This is a genomic window from Vibrio sp. Isolate24, from assembly GCF_022398215.1.
GTDB classification, from domain to species: domain Bacteria; phylum Pseudomonadota; class Gammaproteobacteria; order Enterobacterales; family Vibrionaceae; genus Vibrio; species Vibrio coralliilyticus_A.
The window spans coordinates 811,037-824,072 of sequence record NZ_JAKEUU010000001.1; the positions used below are offsets into that span (position 1 = coordinate 811,037).

General features: G+C 43.1%; 12 protein-coding genes. 7 read left to right on the top strand and 5 right to left on the bottom strand.

Going from position 1 to position 13,036, the window contains the following annotated elements; all coding sequences use genetic code 11:
• Positions 1-80: 80 nt before the first annotated feature.
• Together L1D23_RS03560 and phhA are read right to left on the bottom strand one after the other, a co-directional pair.
• The gene (locus tag L1D23_RS03560) at positions 81-413 is read right to left on the bottom strand and encodes a 4a-hydroxytetrahydrobiopterin dehydratase (protein WP_239836201.1); all 333 of its coding nucleotides are present in this window, start codon (positions 411-413) and stop codon (positions 81-83) included.
• Positions 406-1,197: a phenylalanine 4-monooxygenase gene (gene phhA / locus L1D23_RS03565; protein ID WP_239864261.1), complete on the bottom strand. Its 792-nt coding sequence runs from the start codon at positions 1,195-1,197 to the stop codon at positions 406-408. The genes L1D23_RS03560 and phhA overlap by 8 nt, the downstream gene beginning before the upstream one ends.
• A 226-nt stretch (positions 1,198-1,423) precedes the next feature.
• Between phhA and L1D23_RS03570 the strand changes: the two genes are divergently transcribed.
• Entirely contained in the window at positions 1,424-3,424 is a 2,001-nt protein-coding gene (locus L1D23_RS03570) for an acetoacetate--CoA ligase (protein ID WP_239864263.1), read from the top strand.
• 52 nt (positions 3,425-3,476) lie between these two features.
• Here the strand turns inward: L1D23_RS03570 and L1D23_RS03575 are convergent, their stop codons facing one another.
• Complete coding sequence (locus L1D23_RS03575) at positions 3,477-4,055, bottom strand: methyltransferase domain-containing protein (protein ID WP_239865377.1); 579 nt, start codon at positions 4,053-4,055, stop codon at positions 3,477-3,479.
• 150 nt (positions 4,056-4,205) lie between these two features.
• Between L1D23_RS03575 and L1D23_RS03580 the strand changes: the two genes are divergently transcribed.
• The 6 genes from L1D23_RS03580 (at position 4,206) to L1D23_RS03605 (ending at position 11,779) form a co-directional block, all read left to right on the top strand.
• Positions 4,206-5,084 (top strand): LysR family transcriptional regulator, encoded by an 879-nt coding sequence (locus tag L1D23_RS03580; protein WP_239864265.1) that lies wholly within the window; start codon positions 4,206-4,208, stop codon positions 5,082-5,084.
• A 228-nt stretch (positions 5,085-5,312) separates the two neighbouring features.
• Entirely contained in the window at positions 5,313-6,206 is an 894-nt protein-coding gene (locus L1D23_RS03585; RefSeq protein WP_239864267.1) for a cation diffusion facilitator family transporter, read from the top strand.
• A gap of 168 nt (positions 6,207-6,374) precedes the next feature.
• Positions 6,375-9,686 (top strand): ATP-binding protein, encoded by a 3,312-nt coding sequence (locus tag L1D23_RS03590; protein ID WP_239864268.1) that lies wholly within the window; start codon positions 6,375-6,377, stop codon positions 9,684-9,686.
• Positions 9,679-10,386: a response regulator gene (locus tag L1D23_RS03595; protein WP_239864269.1), complete on the top strand. Its 708-nt coding sequence runs from the start codon at positions 9,679-9,681 to the stop codon at positions 10,384-10,386. The genes L1D23_RS03590 and L1D23_RS03595 overlap by 8 nt, the downstream gene beginning before the upstream one ends.
• A 227-nt stretch (positions 10,387-10,613) precedes the next feature.
• Entirely contained in the window at positions 10,614-11,315 is a 702-nt protein-coding gene (locus L1D23_RS03600) for a response regulator (protein WP_239864270.1), read from the top strand.
• Between the two features lie 122 nt (positions 11,316-11,437).
• Positions 11,438-11,779 (top strand): winged helix-turn-helix domain-containing protein, encoded by a 342-nt coding sequence (locus tag L1D23_RS03605; protein ID WP_239864271.1) that lies wholly within the window; start codon positions 11,438-11,440, stop codon positions 11,777-11,779.
• Between the two features lie 63 nt (positions 11,780-11,842).
• Here L1D23_RS03605 and L1D23_RS03610 read toward each other — a convergent pair whose 3' ends face one another.
• Positions 11,843-12,028 carry a DUF1289 domain-containing protein gene (locus L1D23_RS03610; RefSeq protein ID WP_239864272.1) on the bottom strand — a complete coding sequence of 62 codons (186 nt, stop codon included), beginning with the start codon at positions 12,026-12,028 and terminating at the stop codon, positions 11,843-11,845.
• Positions 12,029-12,106: 78 nt separating this feature from the next.
• Positions 12,107-12,967 carry a mechanosensitive ion channel family protein gene (locus L1D23_RS03615; protein WP_239864273.1) on the bottom strand — a complete coding sequence of 287 codons (861 nt, stop codon included), beginning with the start codon at positions 12,965-12,967 and terminating at the stop codon, positions 12,107-12,109.
• Between the last annotated feature and the right edge of the window lie 69 nt (positions 12,968-13,036).

Consider the following 13,036-nt stretch of genomic DNA (forward strand, 5'->3'; position numbering starts at 1 on the left):
GGGCGACAATAAAGGTGGGATATGTTCAGTGAGATAAAACGGCCTGAAGCAAAACAGAGGCAAGCTTCAGGCCTTTGTGGTTAATCTTTCAATTTATCGCATTTCGCTGCACAGATGAAATCGTTACGGTGCAGGCCTTGGATTGAGTGGCTCCACCATGTGATAGTTACTTTACCCCATTCCAATAGTATCGAAGGGTGGTGAAACTCATCTTCAGCCAATTCGGCAATCTTATTAGCAAATGCCCACGCTAACTTAAAGTTCTTAAATTTGTATTCCTTCTCTAACTGAGGAATACCATCTCGCTCTATTAGCATCCAATCGTTAAGCTCTGTAAGCAGCAATCTTTGCTCTTCTTTGTTCAGTGCAATCGCATCACTGCTGCAGGCTTCACATCGTAATTCATTAAGCATGGGTGATTTCCTTTGGTTCAAATAGCGGAGGTAGCAATCCCGCGTTCATTGCCTGATGTACATGAGACATCAGATCCGTTTTACTTAGCTTATATAACTGCCTAATATCTTCGAGCAGAAAATATATTGGTTGCATAATATCAATGCGATATGGCGTCCTCAGTACAGTATGGATATCAAACCCTTCTCTCAACGGGCGCTCGTCATCTAAGGCATACAGTGTTTCTCCAGGAGACGATAAAATCCCTCCCCCATAAATTTTGCATTCTTGGCCTTCTTTCACCAAACCAAACTCTACAGTAAACCAGTAAAGCCTAGCTAAATACACCCGTTCTTTACTTGTCGCGTCTTTGCCAAGTTGACCGTAAATATGTGTGAACTCAGCAAATTCCGGATTAGTGAGCATTGCACAATGGCCAAAAATTTCATGAAAGAAATCGGGTTCTTGTAAGTAGTCAAACTCTTCACGTGAGCGTAAGAAGGTGGCCACCGGAAATTTCTTATTTGCCAGTAGAGCGAAAAAACGATCAAAGTTTATCAATGCAGGAACAGGCTCGACTTGCCACCCGGTTTCTCTTTGTAAGACTTGATTAATTTCAGGCAGTTGAGGAACTCTATCGAGCGGTAGATTGAGCAACTCAAGACCACGAAGATATTCCTTACAAGCACGCTGATTAACTAAATCTAACTGACGTGAGACAAGATCATGCCAGATCTGATCTTCTTCGCTGCTCCAATCGACAAATCCTTGTTTATTAACAGGTTTAGATACGTAGTGAGTCATCACATTTCCTTTTAACAACTCTTTTACATTAAGCCTATCCCCTCACGAAATCGGTGACAATTCGTCCACTTACATCACCGTCACGACCACTGTAACATTTATTTTACATTTTCATTTTTTTTGCTTATTTATCAGCGATATGTTTATTGGCGGATTGTTTGACATTGGCTATTTTTGCAACAAAACTTAGCCATAGTTATGGAAAAGTGTGTAAGACGAGGAAGTCATGTCCACTCAAAAGTCAGTTGGGCCACTCCCACTTTGGGAGCCTAGCCAAGAAAGAATGGCCGCATCCAATCTGTATCAATTTATCCAGCATATCAACATGCAGGGAGAGGCCATTGAAAATTATAGTGATTTACACCGATGGTCTGTAGAAAATAAAAAACATTTCTGGATGGAGATTTGGCACTTTTGCGATGTAATCGGATTCAAAGGTGATTGCATTCATGGCGAAGGAATAGCGCGTTGGGAAAAGTTCTTATCCAATCGCGACACTATCTGGTTCCCACAGTCTCAGCTAAACTACGCTGAAAACCTGCTCTCCTATGCATTTCAAGAGCCTGAAGGTGTCGCCATCTGGTTTAAAAATGAGCGCGGCCAAAGCCGTAAGCTCACTTGGCAACAACTGTGCGATCAGGTGTCTATTGTTCAACAATGGTTAAAACAAAACGGTGTAGAAAAAGGTGACGTGGTCGCCGGATACCTACCCCATATGCCAGAAACGGTCGTCGCTATGCTTGCGACAACCAGTTTAGGCGCCATATGGACATCCACTTCCCCTGATTTTGGGGTGGAGAGCGTCAAAGAAAGATTTGGACAGGTTCAACCTAAGATTTTGTTTTGCTGCAACGGTTATAGCTTCAACGGTAAAACATTCAACATGGATGAAAAGAACAACCAAATTGTGAAGGCTATATCCAGCATTCAAAACACCTGTCACATTGATTATTTGCAGATTGGGCAAGAAGGGCCCCACAGCAATGAAAAGTTTTCTGACTGGGAGTCGATTTTAGCCAGCTACATCCCTCGTGGAGTGCGATACCAACGCGTCGGATTCAATGACCCACTGTTTGTCCTCTACTCCTCCGGCACGACCGGCAAGCCTAAATGTATCGTCCATTCCGTCGGTGGCACGATACTTAACCATTTGAAAGAGCATCAACTACATTGTGATATTCAGCCAAGTGATCGCGTGTTTTATTACACTACCTGTGGTTGGATGATGTGGAACTGGCACGTTTCAGCCCTCGCCAGTGGCGCGACTCTCGTCATTTTCGACGGCAGCCCTATGTATCCAATGCCCAGTGTTTTATGGGAATTGGCTGAAGAAGCACAAGTCAGTTTATTTGGCACATCAGCTAAGTATCTCGAAGCACTGCAAAAAGCAGAGTTCAACCCGAGTCATTACTACCGCCTAGAAAGCCTTAAAACTCTTTGTTCAACTGGTTCCGTACTCTACCCACAGCAGTATGACTACGTCTATAGCTGCATCAAGGCAGATGTTCACTTGGCTTCTATCTCCGGTGGCACTGATATTTGTGGCTGTTTTGTTCTCGGAAACCCAATTTCTCCGGTATATCGTGGTGAATGTCAGGCGGCGGGACTGGGGTTAGATATCCGAGTATTCAATGAGCAAGGACAGCCCGTCGAGAATCAGCGCGGTGAACTCGTTTGTCTTAACAGCTTCCCGAATCAACCCGTCGGCTTTTGGCATGACAATGGTGAACGCTACCACAACGCTTATTGGGATAAGTACCACAACACATGGCACCATGGTGATGATGTGGAAATAACAGACAACGGGGGAATGGTTTTCTATGGCCGTAGTGATGCCACCCTCAACCCCGGGGGCGTTCGGATAGGCACAGCGGAGATCTACCAGCAGGTTAACCAGCTTGAAGAAGTCAAGGATTCTATCGCTGTTGGTCGGGTCACAGACGGTGATGAGAAAGTGGTGCTGTTCGTTCAGTTAAATGAAAACCGTACACTTAACGATGAACTCATTTCAACCATCAAGTTACAGCTCAAAACTCAATGCTCACCTAGGCATGTACCCGCTGAAATCTACCCCATTAGCGAAGTACCAAAAACCAAATCTGGTAAGTTAGTGGAGCTAGCCGTCAAACAGGTCTTACACGGTAAAGAAGTCCTGAACAAAGGGGCAATAGCTAACCCTCACGTATTGGATGAAATTGCTCAATACGCGACTCAAGCGGTGTCTTAAACAAAAAGCCCGAACAACAATCGTTCGGGCTTACAAAATTTTGAAGTTGGCGTTATTTCTTTGCTATCGCCATCAGTACTGTCAACTTACCTTGCGGCGTGTCTATACTAAACGGCGTTGTGACTTCGACCTCATCAAACCCAACACTGCTCAATACCTGCAAAACATGTGTTGGGGTCATTCCACCTTCTTCGTCTTTCTCAGATAACCAGTCCCAGTGAACAAAGTGGTTTCCTTTATTAAGCAAGCTATAGACAATATCGACAATATCAGAGTAGTTAGGTAGAAAACTGCAAACAGACGATGCGACAACGAGATCAAACTGATTGCGAAACGCTGGATGCATTGCGACCAAACCACGAGACAAGTAGTCAACAACAGGTTCAACATTATCCAGCTCTTTCATGTCCAGTTGCTCAATCATGGCTTCTGAACTGTCTAGCGCGACAATATCTTTCGCGAGAGGAGAAAGTTTCTGGCTTAGTAATCCTGTACCACAACCAAAATCGAGAATACGCTTCCCTTGGACATCGACAATTTCTTGCAGAGAGTCGAATGCTTTCTGTGCATACAAGACTGCTGAAGGTTCGCTTTCCCACTCTGCTGCGTAATCATCCCAATTTGTAGCCATCATGATCTCCCTGTTACCTCATTCATTTGGCGTCCAGTAAGAGTATCAAAACTGCATAAAATTCATAGCTTTTGCCACCAGAAAACAGACAAGCGTAATGTATTCTTATAACATTAGCTTATATAAACACCAATGACGTGAATTACTCAGATGAACCTATCGCAGATTGAAGCCTTTTGTACTGTTGCTGATACTGGGTCAGTATCCGAGGCCGCCAGACAACTCGAATGCAATCGCACCAAGCTGAGCATGTCCATTAAAGCACTTGAAAAAGACCTTAATATTGAACTATTTGTGCGTACAGGTAATCATGTATCTCTATCTGAGGCTGGCAAAGCCATCTATAAAGATTGCCAGAATTTACTGGTAACGGTTTCCCGTATTCGTCAGACCTGCGCGCAAGTTTCAGGCGAATTCAACGCCGAAGTCTGGATAGCACGTGATGACTCACTACCAGACGACATGTGGCAAGAACTTTCTCACCGATTGAACAATAAATTTCCAGCGACCTCATTCAACATTGTGCTGGCATCCAGTGGAGATTTAGCCAATTTAGTCACAACACAGCAAGTCGACTTTGCCTTTGGTATCGACTACGAGCGCATTGACGATCCACACATCAGCTATCACCCTTTAGGTAAAATAAGGTTGATGTCTGTCTGTAAGGCCGATCATCGTCTTAGCCAACTTCGACGTGTTTCAGACGAAGAGCTTCGCAACGCAAATCAAGCGGTGATGGTGTATTTGAATGAAAAGGATAATCCGGAATTGCAACCTTTTTCTCTGCGCCATATTGGCTTTTCCAGCTTTGATTACATACTCAAAACCATTCTTACAGAAGACGCCTGGGGAGTGCTCCCTGAACCCCTCATACGCCATCACTTGCGCAAGCAAGAACTGGCGGTCATTAAACATACCTATGGCCTGACTCAAGAGGACTACTGCATGTTTACCGCCGCAGGTATGGCAGAACACCCCGGCATGTCCTGGTTAGCTGACAAACTTAACGAATATCTGTTTGATTTTTAACTGCCGCCTCGATTTAAAAACCAAGCCCAAGCTTTAAAATGATAGATTCCGTTTACAATACGACAGTCAGTGCCAATTTAACTGACACCAAGAATAACAACTAATCCATTGATTTAGAAGTACTTTAATTTAAAGCAAAGAACATTGTTTATTTTAAAGTCAGATCGAGTTTGTCAAATTCTCTCAGTATGAGAAGAATAAAGGTATGTATAGCGAAGAGAAAACTCTATGTGTGCCAGGACAAGCTTAAATGAAAAACGAATACTGACTTTCTCAGCCCTTTTAGCTTCAGGCTTTGCAGTAGGCGGATTGGTACTCGGGCTGCTTGTTGGTTCATTAGTCATTGTCTTTGATGGGGTTTATTCTTCAGTTAGTTTGCTGCTAACTTTACTGTCGCTCGCTGTATCTAAGTACATTCAAAGCCCATCCCGGAGTCACTTCCCCTTTGGTAAAGCAGTCTTAGAGCCTGTTGTTATCGCAACTAAAGGCAGTGTCATCCTTCTTATTGTTGCGTACTCACTTTATTCTGCCATTATCGCAGTGTTCAATGGTGGACGTGAAGTCGATGCCTCTATCGCTACCTTGTTTGGTGTAGTCAATGTTCTAGGCTGTGGTTACGCGTGGTGGCACATTGCTCAAAAGTCCAAGCGTTTTTCATCTGGTTTAATCGAAGCGGAAGTCAAACAATGGCAAATGGACACATTATTAAGTGTTGCCGTCACTTTAGGCTTTATAGCTGCATGGGTAGTTGCCTTATCTCCACTTGCTGAATATTCGGTTTACGCTGATCCTATGATGATGATTCTGATGTCTTTTTACTTCATCAAAGTACCCTATGAGATGCTTAAAGAAGCGGTTCGTGAACTCCTGATGATGCCTCCTAGTGATGAGATCTGTGACGCAGTTGATCAAGGTGTATCGGCACTGGTTAAAGAAGTAAAACAACAAATTGAGTTAACGGCTGTCACTAAAGTGGGTCGTGAGCTTAGAGTGAACCTTGATGTCCATTCAACAGAGAAACAGGTGGCTATCGCAGATATTGAGAAAACACGTCGCATTTTGAAAGATAAACTCTCTAAGCTACCGCTCGACCTTAGACTTAATTTGCATATTGCGGGTTAAATAACCCATTGTTAAAACATTAGAAATCTCCCTCTGAAGAGGGAGATTTTGTTATTAATCCTACCAAATGCGCCAGCTCGTTCTATTATTATGTATATGATTTCATAAAAGACATCTCCAATCTCAAAATGGAGAGGCAGTAACACGAGCACATCAAGGTTGGCGCCTATGAAGAACCCGTTTACGTCATTACTGGCAGACAAACAGCCAAAGAAAGCATTACCACAACGTGATGACAGCATTAAAACCAGCATTTTAGATCTGCTATCTGATGGTATGGTGATATTTGATGGCCAAGTAGGCTCCAATGCCATTTTCTATGCCAACCCTGCTTTTCTCAAATACTACCAACTCCCTTCTAACCAAGTCATTGGCCGTAATATCATTGAATTTTTCTCACATTATCTCAGTGACGATCATATCGCTAGTCTTCATAGCGCAGTCCATGCAGCCACATCCCACACCAGTGAAATTTGTATCAATCAAGAAAAAAAGCAAGGTTGGCTACGTATCAACTTGGAAGCAATGAGAAAAAAAGGAGGCGGTAACCACTACCTCATTCTCAGCCAAACTGACATCAGCCAAATGAAACAAGTTCGTCAAGAGCTCAAAAAGTCTAATCGTAAGCTTCAACAGTTGGTCTCTAACCAAAATCAGCGCATCAATGAGCAAGAAGTCCAAATGGGGGTCATGTTCGAACAGGCCGTCGATAATATGCTGCTGCTCAACTCTGAATTGAGAATACTCGACGTCAATGACTCGGCACTCTCTCTTTTTGAGCATGACAAAACCGCTCTGCTTGGCTTGAACCTCACCTCGCTCCTTTATGAGTTTTCAGAAAACAGCATCGAAAGTAAGCTTTCCAGTGTGGAAATGTACCAAGAAGTGCCACTAGATGACGTCATAAAAGTCAATCGAACTAATGACGTTCTCAGCATGCTCGGTTCTGTTCGATACATAACAATGAAATCGCAAAAGTACATCGTTTTGGTTTTGCGTGACATCAGTAAAGAGCAGATAGCTCAGAATGAACTCAGAAAAAGCCAAAGTGAGCTTGAAGAGGTAGTAAGGAGCCTCAATTTAGCAACTCAAGCTGGGGGGATCGGAATATGGAGCTGGGACTTTAAAAGCAATGAGCTCTCATGGGATGAACGTATGTACGAGATATATGGCGTAGATCCTGACAACTGTAAGAACAACTACGCTATGTGGCAAGAACGAGTATTAGAAGAAGATGTATACAGCGCTGAGGAAGCCCTTAACAAAGCCCGAGAAAACCTCACTCAATTTAACTCTGAATTCAGAATACAATTACCAGACGGGAATATACGCTGGGTTAAAGCCGCTGCAGATGTTCTCTTTGATCAGGATGGAACCACCCCTATTGGTATGGGTGGTGTTAACATTGACATCACGAAAGAAAAAAAAGCACAAGCTAACCTCAGGCAAGAAAGTGAAATCGCATTAGCCGCCAGTGAAGCAAAATCTATGTTCCTAGCGAACATGAGTCATGAAATACGAACTCCGATGAACGGTGTTGTCGGAATGTTGAGCCTTTTGAGTGAGTCAGAGCTTAACGGTGAGCAAAAAAGTATGGTCACCACCATCAAAGATTCCGCTCTTACCCTACTTCATATTATTAACGACATTCTAGATTTTTCTAAGATAGAAGCTGGTCAAATGTCTTTGGAAAGTGTCCCTGTTGAGCTGCAAAAACTCATCGAAAGGACACTAGATGTTCTCTGCTTACAGGCAAACAACAAGGGAATTGAGCTTTATCTCACCTATGATGCCAGCCTACCGAAAGTCATCATGAGTGACAGTGTTAGGCTCAGTCAGGTGTTACTCAACCTAGTTGGTAATGCCGTCAAATTCACCGATAGCACGGATGAAATGAAAGGTAAGGTGTGGGTGTCTGCAACTCTTAACCAGCATGAAATCGCGCCCTACGTCGAAATCATCATTGAAGACAATGGAATTGGTATGACTGAGGAGCAGGTTGAAAAACTATTCAAAGCCTTTAGTCAGGCAGACACCAGTACTACTCGACTCTATGGTGGAACGGGGTTAGGCCTCTCTATCACCCGCTCCCTATTAGAAATGATGGGAGGCGATATCAAGGTAGACAGCAGGTTTGGTGTGGGTAGCCGGTTCTCTGTTGAACTCCCTTTCATAGAAGTAGAAGAAGGCCCTCAAGACCCAACGCCAAACTATGTTAATGGCTCCAGAATCCTTTTCGTCACCAATGATCAAAACATTTCTACCTTCTGTGATATCAATCTTGCAAACTTTCGTTGTAAAACCAATTGCGTTGCCACCATTCAAAGAGCGATTTCCGTACTCGACTACGCAAGTAATGCCGGTGCGACCATCGATCTCATTATCATTGGCCCTGATCTCTATCATTATTACGAAGAGAAACCACTGTCTGAGTTCAAATCACCCCTGCTGGATAAACAAAAATTCATCTTTCTGACTCGTAATCCAACCGCAGAATCCGGCTTAACCAAACCTAACAGCTATGTAATGCCATGTACGCCTTTTAAGCCAAGCGAGCTCACTACCGCTATCGGTGTCATGCGAGGCCTTATCAGTTGTGAAAAAAACATCAAACAACTTGAGAATGACACCAGTAAAGGCATTCCCAAAAGCAAAACAGGCGTCATTTTAATTGTCGATGATCAACCCACCAACCGAGATGTTATTCAAAGACAGCTCAGTCACCTCGGTTACCAATGTGAAATGGCCGTGCATGGACAAGAAGCCCTCCACAAGTGGAAGCATGGACAATTTGATTTGATATTGACGGATTGCCACATGCCGGTAATGGATGGTTATGAACTGGCGAATCAAATCAGGAATATAGAACGTCAAGACAAGAATCGAGGCCATACGCCAATCGTCGCCATTACCGCCAACGCGATGGTTGAGGCTTCGGAGCAATGTATCGCATCGGGGATGGACGATTATTTGACCAAACCAGTTGAGCTAAAAGCTCTCGATCAAGCAATAGAGAACTGGATGAAGCTCTCCCCTATCCCACTGGGGGATAAATCTGCCAATCAACCTGAGACTGCGCCAGAAAATACCGAAATCCCCGTAGAAAAATCAGAGCAAGCCCCTATCAGTATGTCTACTTTGGAGCAGCTTTTAGGCACTAAAGAGATATCGGTTGTTGGCCCTTTATTAGAAGGCTACTGGGAGTCCGTTAATGAAGATATAGAAAAAGTAGAGCTTGCAGTGACTGAGCAAAGCGATAAAGAACTTCAACAAATTGCCCATGCTGCAAAGGGAGCCGCCCGCTCTGCGGGAGCTGATGAACTCGCCAATACATTTGAGATCTTACAAAAAACAGCACATCAAAAAAACTGGTTAGAACTATCGAACACTTTAAACGACGCCAAAGCAGAACTGATACGCTTAAAGAACTACCTAATTGAGCATTCAATCATCGAAGATACGGAAGTGATTTATGAGTAACTATGACCCAGCCGATTTTACGATTCTTATCGTTGAAGATCACAAGTTCTCTCGCCAAGCGCTCGTAGGGATGCTAGTAAGAGGTGGTTATGAAAACTTACTCTGCGCTAAAGACGGCATGCAAGCCATGAAAAAATGCGCAGAGAACAAAATTGATTTAATTATCACAGACATCAACATGCCCAATATTAATGGACTGGAGTTGATTAAAACCATAAGAACCAACCAAGCCCAAATCGCCTGTGACACACGAATTATCGCTGTCACAACCCTGTCTGATACCTCCACTATTTCAGCTTGTATGGCGATGGAAGTCGATGCTTTTCTAGTCAAACCCATCAATATAAAGTCGGCACAAGAAAAAATTCAAAGTGCAATATCAGAACCTAAGCGTTTATATCAACAACACTTTTACCAAGAGGTCGATACCCACATTGACTTAACTCCTCAAGAAAATCCGCAAGAAACAACACAGCGTATCCGGTCTATAGACAGTCGTGTACGCGAACTATCACAGCTTTCGGAACTCAAAGAAGGTATGACCCTAGTTTATGATATTAATGCCGTCTCGGGTGGTTGCTTGCTTCGGGCTGGCACTGTGCTTAACAAAAAGCTCATTTTACGCTTATTTGAGCTCAGTAAAATTGTTGATACAAATAGCATCGTGGTTAGAGAAGACAAAACACAGATGGCTGTCTAAGCCACTTTCTCAGATTCAGAATCAAACTGAGAACACCTCAAACTTTCCAATATTGAGAGACAAATTAGGGTTCAATTCTAGCATCCAACATATTCAATCAGTAAACATATCATTGATTTAAAACAAAAATAATCAGATGAACTGAAATAGCCAGTTATTGGTTCGATATTTGCAGAACTCGTATAATTCGAGCAACGCTACTCTCACATAGTTACAAGGAGAGGTTTATGACAACATTCGAACCTAGAATATTTACCATTCTTGTTGTAGAAGACAATAACTTGTCTCGCAAATCACTCATAGGCATGCTGTTTAAAAGTGGTTACGAAAACATTCTGAGCGCAGCAGACGGCCAAAGTGCAATAGAAAAAATAGCACAAAGCCATATTGATTTAGTCATCACAGATATCAATATGCCTCATATTAACGGATTAGAATTGATTAAAGCTATTCGTATGGGGAATACTAAAGCCCCGCCAGAAACCAGTATTATCGCTGTTACAGCGCTCTCAGACACCAAAACAATCTCAACCTGCATGCGTTTCGAAATCGACGCATTTCTGTCAAAACCGATCAAAGTCAAAGACACCCGAGAGCAAATCGAGCAAGCGATCACCGCACACTCAGAATTGTATCAACAGCATCAATACCATGATGTCGTAACCGACATTAATCGAGAGTCCTCGAATACGACAACACCTCATTCTACAACGAATTCCAACCAATTTATTACACTCGCGAGCCTGGCTGAGCTACAAGCAGGAATGACGTTAGCAGGCGATATATTTGCAAATAATGGCGGGTGTTTATTGAAAGCGGGAACATTACTCGATAGCCGCCTAGTGAATCGGCTCAAAGAGCTCAGCTTAATCATTGACAAGCACCCAATTCGAGTTCAGTTGGAAGATATGCAACCGGAAGGTGTCTGAATCTAGCAGACATCTATCCACTCGCAAAACCCTACTAACAGGACTGCTTTTTTTGTTGCACCAGAAAAAAACCATCAGTATATTCAATCGCGATTTGACGATTATCAATTAGTATCACTCATATGACTAACCAATGTAACTTAGCAAACCAGCGAGCATTCTCAACAACAGATGCTGAAATCGCACTAGAAACTGCATTTGCTCTCCAAGCGAAAGCACTTTCTCACCCTGCCCGCGTTAGAATTCTTAAGATTTTAGTAACATTGGATAACCTTGGAGGCTGCCTAAACTGTGATCTGGTATCGCAGTTAGAACTGGCACAATCAACCGTATCTGAGCATTTACGTATTCTAAAACAAGCTGAGTTTATTATTGCAGAGCCGAATCCCCCTAAGGTGTGTTATAGAATCAATCGCCATGGCATCGCAGATTTTGAGCATGTATTTAATCATCTCTTTAATTGAATGCCTTAGCGATTAAGCGCTCAGCTCATGCAAACTTTTCATACTGTTCATCAATATCGGGCGCTACCGACTTCTTTTCTTTCTGCGTTCTGCACAACGTACTAGCACAGCGCGTTTTTCCTCATCCGTATAAGAGCGCCACTCCAATATCTCATTGAGCGTTCGAAAACACCCTAAGCAAATGTCATCACCATCAAGGCAGCAATTTCTCACACAAGGGATGGGCACCTTTTCAACGACAGTCTTCATCTTCACCCTCTCATGTTAACACTAGCGGTTGAAGATAGAGCTGTCGAATAGAAGCGTTTTAGGCACAAAAAGAGAGCCTCAGCTCTCTTTCTCCTCGTCTTTCTTTGGCGGGAACCTCTCTTCATAGAGTTCCATAAAGTCTTTTCTGATTTCCTGCTCTAGATGAGTCGCCTTATCAGTCGGGCAAAAAATCATGAAATGAACAACTTGCTCCCCTGTCGCGCCGCTATTGATATGGATATGAGGTTCTGCCCCCGGCAAATCAACACCAGCGTGCTTCTCGATCATGGCGTTATAACGTGTTGCAACATCGCTGAAATAATGGCAATGCTCTTCGATTTTCTCGATCATTATCGGCACTAGTGGATACAAGTTGACAAACTCAGCCAAAACAATCGAAAAATTATGATAAACATAGCGCTTCATGAAGTTGAGGTTTTTCACCGGATAAGTAAAAAACATACTATTGGGGAGGGTCGCGGTTTTCCCCGTGTAGTGGTACTGGCCATGGTGGAGATCGATTTCCTGAATGACAGTAGCCATCATGTTGTGCTCAATCACTTCACCACAAAGCTTACCAACTTCAATCCAATCACCAACTCGAAATGAACGAGAACTGGCTCTTTGAATCGAGCCGGTAAAACATAAAATAATTTCTTTGGATGCCACAACTATCGCCACGGCAATCGCCGTTACCGAAAGAGCGAATTCATTGATCTCAGACTTCCACAGAATGAAAAGTAGCAGAACGGTCACGGCAAATGCACCATTCTTGGTGCGTGACATCCAGTTACGTTGTTTCTCAGACACAAAGGCAACATCGCCACGTATCTTAGATAGAATGATGCGGCGGATTACGACTACACATACCATAATCAGCGCTGTGAAAATAAATTTATGAGTCAGAAGAAAATCGATGACAACTTGCACTTTCTCCATTCTCGGCTCCTGTTTTTGTTATATAAGAAAGGGGCAAACGCCCCTCATAGAAATCTATACATGATCAAT